The sequence below is a fragment of the Shinella sp. CPCC 101442 genome, assembly GCF_024704725.1.
GTDB lineage: Bacteria > Pseudomonadota > Alphaproteobacteria > Rhizobiales > Rhizobiaceae > Shinella.
The window spans coordinates 78,262-96,166 of the sequence record NZ_JALIQS010000008.1 but is presented as its reverse complement, the minus strand read 5'-3'; the positions used below and the strand labels follow the sequence as shown (position 1 = coordinate 96,166).

Below are 17,905 nucleotides of genomic sequence, written 5' to 3'. Positions count from 1 at the left end.
CCAGTCAGGTATTGAAGGAGAAAATGACAGGTTTGCCGAAGAGGCGCCCCCAGGCCCGGGCGCTTGCCTGTTGGATGTCGATGATTGAGGTTCCCGTCGTCCACCAGCCGTTGCCCACGGCAACGATGACGCCGGGATCATGCAGCATGGACTGGAGAACCGGCCAGACGATGAGATGTTCGTAACAAATCAGCGGGGCAATCCTGGAGCCCGCGACATCGACCGAAGGATTTGCGAAAAGATGTGCCCGTGCGCCGCCACCCTCTCCGAGCAGGCTATTCCACGGCTGCCACATCGAACCCGGAACCGGCATCCGCTCGCGATAAAGGATGGTATTGCCCTCGGCGCTGATTGAAACGAGCACATTGTCGTAACCGTCCGCGTCGATAAGCGTGGCGCCGGCGATCACTGTGGTCTTGGTGCCAGCGAGCGCCGTTTGCCACAGCCGCGCAAGGGTCGGCGTCCAGAAACCGAGGGCGCTCTCCGGCAGGACAGCGATATCTCCCGGCACTTTACGACGAACGATCCCGATCAACGCCTTGTGCCGATCGAGGCTCGTGTCGCGGCCGAGAGACGAGCCCCTTTCTAAGTCGACACCGCTCCACGACGCAGGTAGTGTCGGTTCCGTCCACTTAGCGGCGGACCAGAGCCAGAAGCCAGTCATGGCAATGGCTGCAGCCGGCCATCGGCGTGTTGTCATCACAACCAGGCCGGCTGCCATCGCCGCGAGTCCCCACCAGCCCCAAGCCGGAAACAAGACGCCGGCGGCCGTGATCGGATGCGCCCATCCGGTAATCCCGAACGGCGGGATTGCCATCAGAACACACGCGATCAGGAAGCGGAGCGCTTTTCGGTAGCCGAGCCGTTCGGCCCAGAGGGCGGAATGCACGATGACGAAGCCGGCCGAGGCGATCAGCCACAACAGGAGACCGGGCCAGATGTCATAGGAATAGAAGTTCGCCACACCTTGCGGCAGACCACGCGAAGCAGCCAGGAAATACGCCGCTGATACCGCCGCCGCATGCCAGCGCTTTCCTGACAACGACCAGGTGACGGGGAACAGGGCAGTGATCGGAAGGGACAGGATGTTGCCGCTCCATCCAAGCCAACCGATTGCGGCCGATACCGCAATGAGCGCCGGCGCGCGAAGACGATCAGGGCGCATAGGTCCAGACCTCCCGCGCCAATCCGAGCACGTTCTTGGTCGAAAGCGGTCCGAAGTACCGAGAGTCAAACGACCCCCGAAAATCGGAATGCAGGTAGACCGCACCTGGTGGAATGATGCCCCCGCCATACGGCAGCATTCGCCGCCCCTGACCGTCTCTCTGCATGAGCTTCGCGTGCGGAAGCGAATGTCCATCAATGCGAACGAGATCGCTCACTTCGATGCGCTGGCCTGATATCGCAGCCACTGTTTTGATCAGCGGAGCGAGGCCACCGGCGCAAAGTCCATGGCGAAGATAGCCCCGCGCTCGCGCGTTGAGCATGATGTCCGAGACCGGTGGGCAGACGAACACGAGATCGCTAACCTGTATCGGGCGATCCAGCTGCTGAATCTGCCAAAGACCCAAGGGTTCGCTCGGGGTGAGATTGACCCGGAAGCCCGCGACGCCAAGACCGACGATCCCAGTGAACATCACGACTGCTGCGGCGCCCAGCAGCGACACCGCTGCGCGGCGGCGGCGATACGGCGCAACGCTTTCGATCGAAACCGTCATTTCAGGGTCAATCCCTGGCTCTTCGTCTGGCGCCTGGCCTCGGCTGCTTTGAGTGCCGTTATGGTACGCTCATGGGCCGACAGCTGTTGCACGGTCCGCATCGTGTTCCAGGCCTGCTGCACTTCGCTCCTTTGCATGGCGTTCATGTCCGACGTGACCCGTTGGAATGCTTCGCCTTTGGTGTCCTTCGCGGCGAGGGGCAGGAAGGTTCTTTCCCCGAAGCGCTCTGTGACTGCCTTGGCGAAACCTTCGAGTTCAGCCTTCACCATCCTGTCGGCAAGCGCGTACTCAAGACCCGCGGGCAGGTCGTTTCGGTCGATGGCGTCACGCACCCGCTCCAGCACGCTTTTCGCATTGGACGAGAGAGCAGGGATCTCGAGCACAACCTGCCTGCGCACTGCCAGCTCCTCGGCGTGATTTCGCCGTTCGGCATCGCAGCGCTGGCGCAGATAATGGCTAATGCTGTCGGCAAGCGGCGTCACATTCTTGAGCGCTCGATCGCGGTCCGATTTGTCGGCACGGCTCGCAAAGACACCGATCTTGCCCTTGAGTGCGCCAAAGGCCCCCGGCTCCGTAGCGATCCTCGAAATCGTCTTCGCCGCGGTCGCCCGATCGCTCAGCATCGCATCGACATTCGCTGCCTTGAATGCTGCTTCAGGCTGCGCGTAGACATGGTGGAAGCGCATAGAGACTTCTTCCCATTGCTTCTTGAGTGCGGGATCGGCCGCGAGCTTGTCCTCGACTGCTTGGTCGATCGACTTCGGGAAGGTGTTAATACCGGCAACCATTGGCCTGGCCTCCTTTGCTTCGTTGGGAACTGTTCTAGCCGTGGACGTTGCGAAGCCGAGCCTGGCGCCGATGGCCGCGAGCCGGCCGGCGAGATCGATGAGCTTCTGTTTCTGCCGCACCGTCCATTCAAGACGGTCACGCGCGACGGTTCTGGCGACGTTGACGATGTGAAGCCCGCGCGCTTCGGCAAAGCGGAGCGCTTGGCGGTAGATGCTGCCGCCGGCATAATCGAGCGTGGTTTCCTTGGAATTCTTGCGCGACAGCATCTCGACCAGACCACCAGCCTTCGCGAAGGATCGGCTGCCGTAATAGACGCTGAGATCCTCGCGGTGACGGGTCATCGCTACATAGGTCAGGTTACGATCGAGAGAGAGGGAGGCGAGCACCTTGACGCGGTCGACGGTCGCGCCCTGGCTCTTGTGCACCGTAGTGGCGTAGCCGTGATCGACATTGTTGTAGAAGCGCTGCTCGACCGAAACCTGGCGACGATGTTCCCCATCGCCAATCTCGGCGACGAGCCTGCCTGCAGAGGCCTCGAGAACCTTGGCCAGCATGCCATTCTTGACGCCGATTGAGCCCTCGTTCTTGAGGAATACGATCTGATCGCCGGCTGCGAAGCTTCTGACGCCATCGGCGGTCTTGAAAACGGAACCCTGATCGATAACGCCGCGCGCGACGAGCTTGGCGCGTGCCATCTCGTTCAGCATTCGGACGTCGCGGCGCAGATGGGCGAGGATCAGCGTCGACTTCGCGGGATCGTAGTCGCGACTCCAGTGGGCGATGAGGTTGGTGACGGCATCGGCCTTGAGCTCGGAGCCGATCATCTTGCCATTAGATTGATAGGCTGCGACCGCTTTGCCGACATTGCCGCGCGCCAGATCGAGCGATGCGTCGCGCATCCAGTGCTCGCGCTGGCGATAGATTGTCTCAAGCTCTGCATAGCCGATGCGATCGGCGATTGCCCGGAACGCGGCGCCGGCCTCGATCGGCTGAAGCTGTTCCGGATCACCGACAAGTACGAGTTTGGCGCCGGCCTTCGTGACGGCTTCGACGAACAAGGCCATCTGTCGCGATGACACCATGCCGGCCTCGTCCAGAACGAAGACCGTCTTGTCGTCGAGCGCCCCGCGCCCTTGGCTCCAGCGGAGTTCCCAAGACGACAGCGTACGCGAGACAACACCGGCTTCCTTTTCCAAGCCTTCCGCTGCCTTGCCGGCAAGCGCGCCACCAACGACCCGATAGCCAGCGGCTTCCCAAGCCTCGCGCGCGGCTTTCATCATCGTCGTCTTGCCCGCGCCGGCGCGGCCGATTACGGCGGCGATGCGCTCAATGCCAGCGACATGCTCGATTGCGGCGCGCTGCTCGTCTGACAACCGCTCATGACGCGCAAACGTCGCCTCGAGCACGGGCTTGCGGACACGATGCGACGAGCGCTGGGAGAGCCAGATAGCCCGGTTGGCCATCTCGGCTTCGAGCCTCATCAGCTCGCGTGACGTGTATTTTGCCGGCGCCCGTACCCCGGTCACGAAATCCAACCGCTCTCGATCAAGCCGCAGGGTTTCGGGACTCTGCAGAATGCGCGCCATCAAGCTTTGAAAGAGACCCGTATCGTCGATATAGCGATGCAGGATCTTCGCGACATCGCGTTCGTCGAACACGCATTTTTCTCGCGTGATCAGGTCGAGCACAACCTCCGGACTACGCTGGATCCTGTGGGCATTCTCCGCGCGCCCCTCTTGCTGCAGCTCCAGCCGCTCGAGCGCAGCCTTTTCCTCGGCCCCCTCCGACTTCCTTTCGATCGCCTTCGTGCCGACGCCGAGATGAATGGTCGGCGTCAGTTCGATGCCCTGCTTTTCGAAGGACCGGCCATCGATCCTGATGTCGAGACCGGCGAGCGACAGATGTCGGTTCTGGCAGGCAAACCAGCCGTCCCGAAACGCATTGAAGTCATCGAGCCCGCCTGCCCAAAGCTGATAGACGATCTTGCCGCTATCGTTGCGCAGCACATTGCCGTCGGGTTCCGTGACAGCCATCTTCTTCGAGCCGAACCCATCCTCGGTCAGCGGTCGCAACGTGGTCATCAGATGGACATGCGGATTGCCCGGTGCGTCATGGAAAACCCAGTCGGCAACTATCCCCTGTGACGTGATAAGCTGCGCCACGAAATCCCGGACCAGGTCGATGTTTTGCTCGGCCGAGAGTTCGATCGGGAGCGCTATTGTGACGTCCTTGGCGAGCTGCGCATCCGATCGCTTCTCGAACTCCTCCACCCGGTTCCAGAAGACTTCCGAAGCTCCGGACACCGAGCGGTCGGCGATCATCGACCGGAGCCATCCCGGCGCGTCGGCAGGGATCACGAACTCCTCGTGCAGCAATCCCTGCTTGCGGGTGTAGTCGATCGTCCGCGCTTCCCGCTCATACTCCATCTTGGCGCAATGCCGGTAGGCCGCCGACAGCACCGCGCTGCGGCCAGAACCGCGGGCAACAATGCTGACTGAAAAATGCGGGACGGCCATTGCGGAAAAAGCTCCTTTGATCGAACGAATTCAATGTGTTCGCGGTGAGCGGATGGCCCCGCCGGGGGGCTAAAGGAGAGCGTCGCATCAGCGACGTATAATTGCGCCCTTCGGATCCGCTCCTTCGGAACGGATGGGATCATTCACAAAAGCATCGCCCTTGGCGATTGTAGGATTCACAGTAGTGCGTTCCGCACTCCCGTCTGAAAACCTCTACCTGTCGGCATCGATTTTCAGACGAAGGAGACGCGAAATGCGCAAATCAACGCGGCAGATCAGGAATGACATCGCCAAGATGCAGGAGCAGCTCAAGGCAGCGGAAACCCGCGATGCCGAGCGGATCGGACGCATTGCCTTGAAGGCCGGGCTTGCGGAGATCGAGATTGACGACGCCGACCTTCAGGCGGCGTTTGAGGATGTGACGAAGCGGTTTCGCGGAGGCAAAAGCGGATCGAGCGGGAAGGAGAGGGGAGGTTCTGGCGCCGGGCAAACCTCGGCGAACTCGCCTAGCGAGACTCCGGGCAGCCCTAGTGAGGCTTGAGCGCATGGCGAGGACGACGACATCGGACGCTCGCAAGAAGGACACACGCGAAAAGATTGAGCTCGGGGGCCTGATCGTGAAAGCGGGTCTGAGGTTCGAAAAACGAGCGATGCTGCTGGGTGCGCTGATCGAGCTAGCCGAGCGTCTCAAGACGGATGCCAGCGAGCGAGCGCGACTGATTGCGATCGGTGCGGAGGCCTTCGGCAATGACAGCGAGTAGAGTTCTTCTCATCACCGTGCCGGTCGCATTGATGATCGCCATCGCTATCGTTTTGACCGGGATCGACCAATCGCTTGCGCCCCTGGGGAGGACCGAGGCGCAACGCCTGATGTTCGGCAGGATCGGCATCGCCATACCCTACATCGCCGCCGCCGCAGTTGGCCTGATCTGGCTTTTCACCTCGGCAGGATCGGCGAGCATCCAGTTTGTCGGCTGGAGCGTGGTCACTGGATGTGTTGGCACCATTCTGGTTGCGGGAGCGCGCGAGACATCGCGTCTGGCTGCATTCGCGGACAAAGTGCCTGCGGGCAACTCGATTTTCACCTATCTAGATCCAGCCACGATAATCGGCGCAGCTGGTGTGCTGATGGTCGGTTGCTTTGCCCTTCGTGTTACGGTGATCGGGAATGCGGCTTTCGTCCGACCCGAGCCCAGGCGGATTGTCGGCAAACGGGCTCTTCACGGAGAGGCCGACTGGATGAAGTTGAGCGAGGCCGAACGGCTGTTCGGCGAGGCTGGCGGCATCGTTGTCGGGGAGCGCTACCGCGTCGATCGCGATAGCTCAGCCGCGAGCGGGTTCCGCACGGATGACAAGGAGAGCTGGGGCGACGGCGGCAAGGCCCCACTCCTCTGCTTCGACGGCTCCTTCGGTTCGTCCCATGGCATCGTCTTTGCCGGCTCCGGCGGCTTCAAGACAACATCGGTGACGATCCCAACCGCACTGAAATGGGGCGGATCGTTGATCGTCCTCGACCCTTCGAATGAAGTGGCGCCGATGGTGTCGCAGCATCGAGAAGGAGCGGGGCGCAGGATCTGCATTCTCGATCCGCGTCAATCGAAGACGGGCTTCAACGCGCTCGACTGGATCGGCAAGTTCGGCGGCACCAAAGAAGAAGACATTGCATCTGTCGCGTCATGGATCATGAGCGAAAGCGGGCGCGCCAGCGGTGTCCGCGATGACTTCTTCCGCGCGTCCGGCCTTCAGCTTCTAACCGCCGTAGTTGCCGATGTCTGCCTTTCCGGACACACGCCGGCAGAGCAGCAGACGCTCCGTCAGGTCCGGGCAAATCTGTCGGAGCCGGAGCCGAAGCTGCGCCAGCGGTTGCAGGACATCTACGACAATTCCGAGTCTGAATTCGTCAAGGAGAACGTCGCGGCCTTCGTGAACATGACGCCGGAAACCTTCAGCGGCGTCTATGCCAATGCGATCAAGGAAACGCACTGGCTATCGTACCAGAACTATGCCGCACTTGTATCCGGGGCGGCATTCTCCACGGACGATATTGCATCCGGGAAGACCGACGTCTTCATCAATATCGACCTGAAGACCTTGGAGACCCATGCCGGACTGGCGCGCGTCATCATCGGCTCATTCCTGAACGCTATTTACAATCGGGATGGCGCCATCGAAGGCCGCGCCCTTTTCCTGCTCGATGAGGTGGCAAGGCTTGGCTACATGCGAATCCTGGAGACCGCCCGCGATGCCGGCCGGAAGTATGGCATTACGCTGACAATGATCTATCAGTCCATCGGCCAACTGCGGGAAAACTATGGCGGGCGAGATGCGTCCAGCAAATGGTTCGAGAGCGCCAGCTGGATTTCGTTTGCAGCGATCAATGATCCGGAGACGGCGGATTACATATCCCGCCGCTGCGGTATGACGACGGTCGAGATCGACCAGGTCAGCCGTAGCTATCAGGCGCGTGGGTCGTCACGGACACGCTCGAAGCAGCTGGCTGCTAGACCGCTGATCCAGCCGCATGAGGTTCTTCGAATGCGCGCCGACGAGCAGATCGTCTTCACCGCCGGCAATCCGCCACTCCGATGCGGACGCGCAATCTGGTTCCGGCGCAAAGATATGAAAAACTGCGTCGGGCGAAACAAGTTTCATTGACCGCGTCTCAATCAGACAGTCGTTTGAGAGGGGATCAGTCTGACCTAGCGAGCGCTCAATCTGATTTGCCTCTGGGAGGATCATCACCGGTTTCGGCGAAGACCACTTGCAGGCCTCGTTTACGTCAGTAGTTAGAGGCGTACCACGAAGATTGATGCCACACCTGGGCACGGTCAATTCTTCACAAAACTGAATCGATCCCCGGCGATCGATTCAAAAGTCTCGTTGGACGCCGGAAACGGTTCGCGCGATTCTGGGTGCATGATCGCTCAACCCTATCACCTCTATGTCGAACGCACGGATGCCCAAAAAAACATGGCACGCTTTTACGCGCTGTCGATCGAACCGAACCTGTTCGGTGAGGCATGCCTGATGCGTCGGTGGGGACGCATTGGGACAAGCGGGCAAGCCAAGGTTCATAATTTCGAGCGAGAGCAGGACGCGGTCCAACTCTTCCTCGCTCTTATCAGACAGAAACGCCGACGCGGATATCGGACAATCGGATCGAAAAACCCTTAGCATCGCGCGCTGCTTAAAAACTAAAGGAAGGTTCATCAAAGAAACGTTCCACTAAAACCTCTAAAAATTAGAAGTGATGTTCGCCATATATTGCAGAAGCGTAGCAATTCCGCGTGAGAAATGCGATCCTTGCTGCCATGTCAGTTCCACGCTCGTTGACCTCAAAGGCGGTCCGCAAATAGGCACCATTAAACACACAAGTACCGCTTCCGACCTAAGCGGCCATGAAACGCTGAAGCGTTCCACGGCCGCTGCAGCAGGCGGCCGTCGTTGTCAGGCCGGGTTCATGATGGCAAACAAGCTTTCATAGGTACCGTCGCGCTCGGCCCACCGACGCGGCTGATCGCGCGGGAGGACAAGCTCTCCGCCCGGATGTTGGTTCCTCTCCAGCATCGCCATCACCTCATCCACATATGAGGCCAAAGGCATCGCACGAGGGTCCTTCGCTTGGGCGAAGCCAGTCAGCTCGGTCTGGACGTACGGCGGCGATAGTTCCAAAACCTCCAAAGGTACACCGCGCAACTGGTGACGTAGTGAGATGAGCCATGTGTGCAGAAAAGCCTTGCTTGCACAGTAAGCAGGGAATTCCGCTCGTGGCACGAAGGCAAGCGCGGAGCTTGTCGCTATGATGGCAGCAGCTCTCTGCGTCTTCAAGGCCGGCAAGAAGGCAGCGACCGCTCGTATGACGCCCAAGATGTTGGTCTGCACAATTTCTTCGCCTGTCGATGCATTCCAGTCAGGGGATGTTACGTCTTCGCTACGGGAAATCCCGGCATTTGCAATCAAAACATTCAGCTCCGGGAATCGATCGCGAATATCCTTGGCGGCAGCGGCGATGGACCCGGGGTCCGTAAGATCAAGGTGAAGTCCTACGATGTCGGGGCGGTGTTCGCAGATATCGGTAAGCAGGTCGCGTCGCCGCCCTGTCACGATAACCCGGTTTCCCCGGTCGTGAAATGCTTCCGCGAGCTTCCGTCCGATCCCGCTTGTGCCGCCGGTGATAAGGATGGTGTTGTCAGTCATTTGCATTGTGGGTGTCTTTCCTAGACGTTGCAGGAAAGGCCACGGCATCGTTGTCCGACCGATACAGTTCTTCACACGCCGGGTTGATGCCAGCCGCCAAGATACCGTGGAAGGAAGTGAGTTCACCGCGCCTTCATTCCCGAGATTTCCCTGCTGGGACCCTCTCGACAAAGGACGCGTTGGATGACGGTAACGCCTACGACAGCGCATTTATCGCTGTGACACGAGAGGTAGCTGACATAGTGCAGGGCGTCAACCGTCCCAGACTGATACCCGTTGTTGGCACTGACTCCGCAGCCGTTGCGAGCGCGTGGGTCATGGAGCGCGTGTCTCCCGCGCGAGCGGCCGGCGGAGGAGCCGTAACGCGCATCATTTGGGGGCACCGCCAAGTCCTTGGGGCTGTGCGCCCGTCACGGCAAACTTGGCCTCTCTCAGCTAACATCCCCTCTCGTGCGGCACCCAAAAAGCCGGAGACGGGCTGGATGCCTGTCTCTAGCTTGATCCTGGAGAAGAGCGAGGCCCCGCCCTTTCGGGGGGAGCCTATCGATCTTAGTCGCGGTTTGGGCGGGACCAGATCAGCTGGTAGCCATTTTCACCTTCGACCTCGGAGAGCGTCGCATAGATGGGAGCGGGGAAACTCGGATCGTCGAGCTTGACCGAGAGGTAGTCGCGGTCGCTCTCGTTGGAGCGCTTCTGCCAGGCTGCGCCCAATTCGACGGCTCCTGCGAAGATGCGGAACTGCGGGCCCTTGTCGGAGGGGTTCTCGATGCGGGCGATGCGAGCCTTGACGTTGAGGGCGAGGGTGCGGACCTGGCCGGTGAAGCCGTTCTCGGTGGAGGTGAAGGTGCCGATGGTAGCCATTGTCGTATTCCTTGTTGCTGTTTCGGGTCGCTCTATTGCGGCCTCGATGGCAGTCGCAAAGGCCGGTGACGACCGGACCGCACCCGTAGGGCCGGAACAACGTGGAGGGCGGCGCGAAGACACTTTCTTGTCTCGCGAGGAATGGCGGCGGAGCCGTCAGGGGATGAAAGTTTCGCAGCGCCGTTGCGGGATAGAGGTCGAGGCGAAGCCGGTCTCCGGTCAGACCTGCCCCATCGAGCCCGCACATGGAGCCACGGTGATTGAGCAGAAGGAAACGACCCTGGCGATCCGCACTGTGAGCTCAAGCCAAGGCGCGACTTGCGGGCTCGTTGATCCTATCCTCCCGATCGCATCTGCGCGAGCAGCTTCTGGCGGAAGACCTCGGCCGGTGTCTTGTAGCCGAGGCACTTGCGTGGCGTCGTGTTCAGCCGGTCGCAGATTTCCTTCAGGTCCTGTTCGCTGATCGAGAGCGGATCGATATCCCTCGAAAGCCATTTCCTGGCCCGTCCGTTCGTGTTCTCGACGGTGCCCTTCTGCCAGGGTGATTGCGGGTCGCAGAACCACGTCGCGGAGCCGATGCCGGCCTGGAGGTAGGGCCAGTCGGTGAACTCTGTGCCACGATCGAAGGTGATCGACCGGCGCGCGCGATGGGGCAGGGCCTGCAGCACGCTGATGAGACGCTCCATGATCGGGCGGGATTGCCGGTCGTTGTTGCGAAAGAGAACGGCGAAACGACTGACCCGCTCGACCAACGACGTCACGTTCGCCTTGCCGAACTTCTGGCGGAACTGGATCAGGTCGCATTCCCAATGTCCGAACTGCCTGCGATCGGCAACCACATCCGGGCGGCGCAGGATGTTGAGGTCCGGGCTGAAACGCTGGCCATGCCGGCGCCTCGCATGCCGCGCCCGGCGTCGAGCCCGATGTTCCGGCAGATGTTTCCAGAGCTTGATCGCGTGACCATCCGGCGAATAGGCGAACTTGTAGATCGTCTCGTGGCTGACCGAGATCGGATGGCGCTCCAGCCGCATCCGACCGGCGATCTGTTGCGGCGACCAGCCGTGCACGATCCGCTCAATGACGGACTGGCGGACATGCGAGAAGCGGGCAAGCTTCCTCAACTTGGCACGACGCTCACACGCCATGTCATGCGCCGTCGTGCAATGATAGCCGCTGAGATCAGGCCATTCCTTGTCGATATAGTCGTTTCGCCGAACCTCGCGGAAGATCGTCGAGCGATGACGTCCAAGTTTCTCCGCGATGATATCGATACTCAGGCCGGCGTGGCGCCAGCGGGCGATCCTGCGGCGTTCGTTCAAATCAAGATGGGAGTAGGTGCGTTTCATGACAGCGTCCTTGCGACTGATAACCCATTGGCATCATTCGCAAGTCGCACTTCATCCTTGAACCCACCCGGCTACATACAAAAATCACATAAGATACCTTATGGAACCACGTTCGATCTTTCGGCGCTGCCGTGAACCGGCAGCGGTTTTGAGCGATACAAGTTGAAGGTGGCCCTTCCTGTTCCGGGTATTCCGCAGTGGCATGTGAAAGGGATCGACCAGCGGGCGAAAGGCAGTGCATTGACCATCAATGCCGGGCGCACCATCTAGGCGACATGCCAAAACACGAAAAGAACGACGTCATGCTGATGAGAAGGTGGACCCTAACGCCCGATGCCACGATGGGATCGTCCGTTCGCGCGAAGGGCATACTGCAGGAGATACAGGCGCGTCTGCCCGCTATCTCGAAGAAAACGATCTCGCTCGAAGGAGTTGATCTCGTTCTCGTGATGCCGACCGATGAAAGATCCGCTTTTAACGCCGCGGTATCTGTGGTCACGCAAACGCTGGATGACGCCCAATTCTTACCTGTCATCCCGCGCGAGATTCAAGACATTCTCGGCATGAAGACCAGCGAGCGCCATCGCTGGCTTGCGGACGGGCGCCTACCTAGCGCCGGGACGAGGACAGTCAGGCTGGCCGGGCGGGCTCGTCAGATCACCTTCCATGTCTTCGAACCGTCAGTCGTCGACGAGCTCCTCAATCGTGGAGCTGTCGATGAGTGGCGGGTGGAGGATGCCGAAGCGAGGGCGGAGAAGAGGAATGCCACGTATCAGGCGAAGCTGGCGCGGCCGTCGAAGAAAAGCAAGCGGTCGAAAAAGGCGGACAGTGGCACAAACGATCCCGCATCGGGCCTTCCAGACTGGGAGGATTTCGACGCTGACGGACTGCTTCATTGATTGACAGGTGATTGTTGGCGCGCAGGGCGCCACCATGCCAAGTACGAGCCAAGGGGCACTTGCCCTTTTGACCGGCCCGCAACGGTATGAGAGTTAGGTCTTGAAAGGAGGCGGACAACTGCCGCCCCGTCACTGCGGATGTTGTGACAAAGACGCGAAAATCCGTCGGCAGACCTATGAAAGTCCGGCTCTCCAACTTGAGGCGCGCTTATAAGACAAGCAGCGAAGCGAGTAACGCAGGCGTCATGACGATGGCGCCCAGCTTCATAAACGCCCAGGCCGTCATTTCAATCCCTTCCCGGCGAAGTGCGTTAAGCCATAGGATTGTGGCAAGTGAGCCCGTGATCGAGAGGTTTGGCCCGAGATCGATCCCGATGAGAACGGCCCCAGCCATCGTGTCGCTGCCTTGAGCGCTATGGACCACGCCGCCGGCAACCAACCCGGCAGGTAGATTGTTGACGAGGTTCGTAACGAGCGCGACGAGCGCTCCCACGGCAACTGGCCCTGATGCCGGAAACGCCAAAGTGACACTCGTCAACAGAGATGCCAGCCATTCTACCAGCCCGGACGTCTCCAGTGCCTCGACGAGGACGAATAGCCCGGCGACAAGTGGCAAGACGCTCCAGGAGATATCTCGCAGGAGCATCTGCGGCCCCTTGCGTTCAATCAGAAGGACAAGGGTTGTCGACAAAAGACCTGCGGCGAAGGTGGGTGGTCCAAGATCCCAGCCAAGCACGGAGGATCCAACCATGACGATCGCAGTCACCACCAACGCAATCCCGGTAAGACGCGCGCTGCTTCCGAGGGCCGCGGATTCAGCTGCGACAATCGTGTCGGCTGCGAGTGCCGAGCGCTGACTCCAGTAAAGGGCGATGAAGGTCACGACAATCGCCGTGGCCGAGGGAAGAGCGAACATCGATAGCCAATGTGTCAGCGATGGCATTGTTCCGTTGCTGAAGATAACGAGATTTGCCGGGTTGGATATCGGCAAAACGACACTGGCTGCGTTGGCGATGAAGGCGCAAATCAGAAGATAGGGCAGCGGGTCTTTGACCCTTGCGGCCCGGCAAGCGGCGTATACCGCTGGCGTCAGCACGACGGCCGTTGCGTCGTTGGACAGGAATACGGTCGTCACAATACCGACGGCATAGATCAGGACGAACAAGCGCCTCGGCGACCCGTTCGCATGGGAGGTCGCGACGGACGCGAGCCAATCAAACAGCCCTTGCTGACGGGCAAGCTCCGACAGCATCATCATGCCGATCAGGAAAAGATATACATCGAAGCCCTTGGCAACACCGGACCATGCATCGGCATAGCCTATCGAACCGACGGCAATCAGCAGCAGCGCACCGCTTACCGCCCAGACTGCCTCCGGCCACCGAAACGGGCGTGCTACGACGCCGAGCACCGTCAGTGCCGAAATCACCCAGGTCAAGATCATGCTCACCTCTCCATGGGTCTGCGATGTCATTAGTTCACCGCGACCGCCGAGGGGGTGGCGGCTGCGTCATCACCCTTTGACGACGGAGCAATGCTTTTGTGTCCGGCGGCGAACGCTGCAAGTGCCAATACTGCGAAGCCGCCATGCACCCAGTAGGCCAGGCCATAGCCCCCAAAGTTGGTCAGCCATCCCGCGACGACGTTGCTGAACGATGCGCCGACACCCTGAACCGTCATGACCGCAGCAAGCCCCACGTTGAAGCGGCCTGTTCCAGACAGGATCCTCTCAGCTGCAATTGGCGTGGCGATGCCAATCAGCCCTGCACCGACGCCGTCGAGGATCTGAACAGGATAGATGGACATAAAGCCATCGAATGCTCCGGCGATCGCACCGCGGATCGGCAGAGCGACCAAAGCGATGACAAAGATCGTGGCAAGACCAAAGCGCCGGATAAGGAACGGCGCTGCCAGCGCCATGACGATCATCGCAACCTGAGAAATGCCGGTGATGATAGCCGTCGTCCTGAACGGCGTGCCGAGTTGTATCGAAAAGTCCTGAGCGATCAGCCGGCTCATCGGAGCGTTGCCGAAATGAAATATCATGAGGGTGACGGCCAAGAGGATAAGGCCCCTGCTCCCGGCAAGCACGGAAAAACCTGACGGTCCTGGCGCGCCGTTATCGTGTCCCAGCCCCCGCGCGACCTTGTGATCGATCTTGTCGGGATCGATCGCTGCGACAGCAAATATCGCTGCTATCGCAGTCACGATCATCAGACCAACGACACCGTCGATCCCGAAGGCAAGAGTGACGAAATAGATGCCCACCAACGAGACAACATTGCCAACATGGTTCCAGAACTCGTTTCGAGAGACTTGGCGGGAGAATGCTTTCTCGCCGACAAGTCCAAGCGTCAGGCCCATCAGGGCGGGCCCGACGACCGCACCGACTACGGCTGTCACGGATTGTCCACCGAAGACGGACCAGTTGTTGGGCGCAAACAATGTCCACAGTGCTGCTCCCGTAACCAGCACGACTGGCATCACGATCAGGGCACGCTTGTGGCGAGATGAATCGACCCAGGCACCGAACAGGGGCATCGCAACCATCCCGAGAACGCCGCCGATCGTCGCCAGCATCCCCAAGGTCATCGGAGACCATCCATGAGTGGCGAGAAAGCCATCGAGAAACGGCCCGAGCCCGTCGCGGGCGTCGGCGAGAAAGAAGTTCAAAGCGGCGAGTGCAACAAGCGAACGGCCGGCAAGATGGGTATGTTGAGATCGCTGCATGCCGGCCTCCGAAAGAATGAGCACGTCTGGAAATGCTTCTATGGCCGCCGTAAACGGCGGGTGGGAGCGGCGTGTTCGATGCTCTTATCCCGCCGTCAACTTCATCGCATATCCACAGCTTTATTCGCTTGGTTACAGCTTGAGGTGCTTGAGCATTTCGAGCGGCCCACGATGCGGTGGTTTGCTCGCGGGACCGAGCGACTCGGTGCGCCCGTCCTCATGAACGATGTAGCTGCCATGCAGGAAGCCATCATCGAATCGGCCTTGTACCGTAACGGTTTCGTTCGAAGCAACAAGCTTCCCGCCCTCGCCTTCCGGGCCGGTTTCAACGAGCGCGCGGCCGGTGTCGTCCTGGATCACGAACTTGTTGCCAAAGATCTCGGCAACCTTGCCTTTGATCGTGACGAGGCTGTTGCCCGCCATCGCAGAAATCACGACTGGCCTCATGGGCGCCATCTCGATGCTCGGGCTTGCCAGTTTCATTGCACCGGCACCACCCACCACACCAACGACGAGTCCAAGGGCGGCCAGACCGAATGCGGCGGCATGCTTGCGTCCACGCGGGGGCAGCGGGGGTTGATGCGCGTCGGTGTGATGCAAAGTGTTGGCGTTATCGGAAATGGACATCGAAGTCTCCTTAGGTTTCAGAGGGTACGGTTTTACGCCCCCTTCTCCGCCAACAGCCTGAACCATTCGGTTCAGCTTGAGTTAAGCCGCGAACTCATAAACGTTGCCTATCTCAAGCCAGATCGGACTTTTAAATGCGCGTACTTCTCGTCGAGGACGATAGCGATCTCTCAAGCCGCCTCGCAGCAAGTCTCCGGATGGAAAGCTTTGTGGTTGATATCGCGCGCAATGGCGAGGACGCCCAACATGCCGGTCTGACGGAAATCTTCGACGCTGCGGTCCTTGATCTCGGACTGCCGAAGATCGATGGTGTTTCGGTCCTGAAGTCATGGCGGGAGGCAAATCGATCCTTCCCGGTCCTGATCCTTACGGCACGCGATGGCTGGCCCGAGAAGGTGGCGAGCTTCAAGGCCGGCGCCGACGATTTCCTGACAAAGCCATTCAAGGTCGAGGAACTAATCCTGCGCATTCGCGCGCTTGTAAGGCGCGCCAACGGGCATGCAAGCGCGCGGGTTACCTGCGGCCCGCTGACGTTCGACGCACAGCTTGGCACGTTTGAGTATGACGGTATGCCCCTGAAGCTCACGGCGCTCGAATGGCGCGTCCTGTCCTGCCTGATCCTACGAAAGGAAGTCGTGGTCGACAGGCGTGAACTGACGGAGAGGGTCTACGACGGCGACGCAGAGGTGGATTCAAACTCGATCGAAGTTATCATTGCGCGGCTACGCCGCAAGATCGGCCCCGAATATATCGAGACAGTGCGGGGTCGTGGTTACATGGTGACGGCGGCATCATGAGGATAGGAAAACTCTTGCAGCGTTCGACGATATCCGGGCGATTGATTGCCTTTTCCGCCATATTCGCTGCAGCCGCCGTCACCTTCGCCTCGGTCGTCCTCTGGCTGATCGTCGCAGGGGTTGTCCGTGAGCAGATCGATCAGCGCCTCGATACGCAGATCCAGGCGCTGCGGAGCGCGCTCACATCTGGCCCGGATGGCGCGGTTACTCTTTCCGTGCAACTTAATGGGCCGCCTTTCGATCGGCACGGATCCGGCTGGTACTGGCAGGTTTCCGGAGAGAGCGTTCAACTTGTGTCCCGATCTCTGTCGGGCGGAACGATTGAGACGCCGGGTCACGCTTTCGAATGGCGCCAACTGCTCGGGGAGATTGTCCGGCCCGGTGGGCCGGTAGAGGTGCGCGGGCAGGCTTTGCATACGCGGACGATGGAGGCGACGGTCGGAAACAGGATCGTCACGATCACCGCCACCGCACCCAAGTCTGCTCTGACAACCCCGGCTTTGAAATCACTGATGTGGCTTCTCCCGGTCATGGCGCTGCTTGGCGGAAGCCTTATCGTGGGCACTATCCTGCAGGTTCGATATGGCCTTCAGCCGCTTCGCCGACTGACGGTGGATATCGCATCGGTGTTGACGGGCCATCGGTCGAAACTGCAAGAGCCCGGCGTAACGGAGCTTCAACCTGTGGCGCTGGAAATCAATCGGCTCATCGACCAAAATGCGCAGCGTCTTGTCGACACGCGTGTGCATTTCGCAAACATGGCGCACGGTCTGAAGACGCCAATTGCCAGCATGATGCTTGCTCTCGACGATCGGAACGATCCTGACGGAAGCTTGAGACGGCTGACCAAGCGGATAGACCGGCGTATTCGACATCACCTCGCCGATGGTCGAAGAGCGAGCGCCGGCGATGTCGTTCACTCAGCATCCAAGGTAAAGCCGCGCCTTGACGACCTGCTCCTGGCGCTGCAGCGGATCTACGCGGATAAGCAGCTCTCTGTCGACTTCGATGTCGGTTCTTCAATTGTCGTCGGTTGCGCAGCGGACGACTTTGATGAAATTTTTGGCAACATTCTGGAAAACGCCTTTAAATGGGCCGTTCGCAAGATCGGAATTTATGGGGAGATCAAAGGCCAGGTCACGACGATCAGCATTCGCGACGATGGCCCAGGAATGCCGTCTTCAAGAATTGACGAGGTATTCAGGCCAGGTCTTCGCCTTGACGAGACCGTCCCCGGCGATGGGTTTGGCTTGAGCATATCAAAAGAACTCCTCGGACTTTATGGCGGGAGCATTTCCATCAATCCAGTGGAGCTAGGCTTGAAAGTCGATATTACATTGCCGACTGCTTCGCCGGGCCAGACATAGTTCGCAAACGGCAGCCGCGTGGGTGAGAGCACAGCTGTGCATCCTGGCTGGCGATAGT

16 protein-coding genes are annotated in these 17,905 nt (G+C 60.0%); 7 read left to right on the top strand and 9 right to left on the bottom strand.

The features are described from left to right. Positions 1–4: 4 nt before the first annotated feature. Genes MUO32_RS23955 through traA form a run of 3 tightly spaced genes read right to left on the bottom strand, consistent with a single transcriptional unit; the run spans position 5 to position 5,023 of the window. Positions 5–1,165 carry a conjugal transfer protein TraB gene (locus tag MUO32_RS23955; protein ID WP_257950891.1) on the bottom strand — a complete coding sequence of 387 codons (1,161 nt, stop codon included), beginning with the start codon at positions 1,163–1,165 and terminating at the stop codon, positions 5–7. After that, positions 1,155–1,718, bottom strand: coding sequence for a conjugative transfer signal peptidase TraF (gene traF, locus MUO32_RS23950; protein ID WP_257950890.1), 564 nt, complete (start codon positions 1,716–1,718; stop codon positions 1,155–1,157). The genes MUO32_RS23955 and traF overlap by 11 nt, the downstream gene beginning before the upstream one ends. Next, positions 1,715–5,023, bottom strand: coding sequence for a Ti-type conjugative transfer relaxase TraA (gene traA / locus MUO32_RS23945; protein ID WP_257950889.1), 3,309 nt, complete (start codon positions 5,021–5,023; stop codon positions 1,715–1,717). Before traA ends, traF begins: the two co-directional genes overlap by 4 nt. A 253-nt stretch (positions 5,024–5,276) precedes the next feature. Here traA and traC point away from each other — a divergent pair, with 253 nt between their 5' ends. The 4 genes from traC (at position 5,277) to MUO32_RS23925 (ending at position 8,197) form a co-directional block, all read left to right on the top strand. Beyond that, on the top strand, positions 5,277–5,564 hold the full coding sequence (traC, locus tag MUO32_RS23940) for a conjugal transfer protein TraC (protein ID WP_257950888.1): 288 nt from the start codon (positions 5,277–5,279) through the stop codon (positions 5,562–5,564). 4 nt (positions 5,565–5,568) lie between these two features. Next, positions 5,569–5,784: a type IV conjugative transfer system coupling protein TraD gene (gene traD, locus MUO32_RS23935; RefSeq protein ID WP_257950887.1), complete on the top strand. Its 216-nt coding sequence runs from the start codon at positions 5,569–5,571 to the stop codon at positions 5,782–5,784. Continuing rightward, complete coding sequence (gene traG, locus MUO32_RS23930) at positions 5,771–7,678, top strand: Ti-type conjugative transfer system protein TraG (RefSeq protein ID WP_257950886.1); 1,908 nt, start codon at positions 5,771–5,773, stop codon at positions 7,676–7,678. The genes traD and traG overlap by 14 nt, the downstream gene beginning before the upstream one ends. 261 nt (positions 7,679–7,939) lie before the next feature. Next, entirely contained in the window at positions 7,940–8,197 is a 258-nt protein-coding gene (locus tag MUO32_RS23925) for a WGR domain-containing protein (protein ID WP_257950885.1), read from the top strand. 273 nt (positions 8,198–8,470) lie between these two features. On the opposite strand, the gene MUO32_RS23920 is transcribed toward MUO32_RS23925, so the two are convergent. The 3 genes from MUO32_RS23920 to MUO32_RS23910 all read right to left on the bottom strand — a co-directional run bounded on the left by MUO32_RS23920 (position 8,471) and on the right by MUO32_RS23910 (position 11,427). After that, the gene (locus MUO32_RS23920; RefSeq protein ID WP_257950884.1) at positions 8,471–9,220 is read right to left on the bottom strand and encodes an SDR family oxidoreductase; all 750 of its coding nucleotides are present in this window, start codon (positions 9,218–9,220) and stop codon (positions 8,471–8,473) included. Positions 9,221–9,769: 549 nt separating this feature from the next. Then, positions 9,770–10,081, bottom strand: a complete 312-nt coding sequence (locus MUO32_RS23915) for a DUF736 domain-containing protein (protein WP_257950883.1) — start codon at positions 10,079–10,081, stop codon at positions 9,770–9,772. Between the two features lie 335 nt (positions 10,082–10,416). Continuing rightward, entirely contained in the window at positions 10,417–11,427 is a 1,011-nt protein-coding gene (locus tag MUO32_RS23910) for an IS30 family transposase (protein WP_257950882.1), read from the bottom strand. 275 nt (positions 11,428–11,702) lie between these two features. On the opposite strand from MUO32_RS23910, the gene MUO32_RS23905 reads away from it, so the two are divergent. Then, complete coding sequence (locus MUO32_RS23905) at positions 11,703–12,326, top strand: hypothetical protein (RefSeq protein ID WP_257950881.1); 624 nt, start codon at positions 11,703–11,705, stop codon at positions 12,324–12,326. Between the two features lie 208 nt (positions 12,327–12,534). On the opposite strand, the gene MUO32_RS23900 is transcribed toward MUO32_RS23905, so the two are convergent. The 3 genes from MUO32_RS23900 to MUO32_RS23890 form a co-directional block, all read right to left on the bottom strand. Continuing rightward, on the bottom strand, positions 12,535–13,770 hold the full coding sequence (locus MUO32_RS23900) for an arsenic transporter (RefSeq protein WP_257950880.1): 1,236 nt from the start codon (positions 13,768–13,770) through the stop codon (positions 12,535–12,537). Between the two features lie 29 nt (positions 13,771–13,799). Next, positions 13,800–15,056 carry an MFS transporter gene (locus tag MUO32_RS23895; RefSeq protein WP_257950879.1) on the bottom strand — a complete coding sequence of 419 codons (1,257 nt, stop codon included), beginning with the start codon at positions 15,054–15,056 and terminating at the stop codon, positions 13,800–13,802. Positions 15,057–15,188: 132 nt separating this feature from the next. Continuing rightward, entirely contained in the window at positions 15,189–15,683 is a 495-nt protein-coding gene (locus MUO32_RS23890; RefSeq protein ID WP_257950878.1) for a hypothetical protein, read from the bottom strand. A gap of 134 nt (positions 15,684–15,817) precedes the next feature. Here MUO32_RS23890 and MUO32_RS23885 point away from each other — a divergent pair, with 134 nt between their 5' ends. Continuing rightward, entirely contained in the window at positions 15,818–16,480 is a 663-nt protein-coding gene (locus MUO32_RS23885) for a response regulator transcription factor (protein WP_257950877.1), read from the top strand. Between the two features lie 14 nt (positions 16,481–16,494). After that, a complete protein-coding gene (locus MUO32_RS23880; protein WP_257950876.1) occupies positions 16,495–17,847 on the top strand; it encodes a HAMP domain-containing sensor histidine kinase in 1,353 nt (450 codons plus the stop codon). The last annotated feature ends 58 nt before the right edge of the window (positions 17,848–17,905 follow it).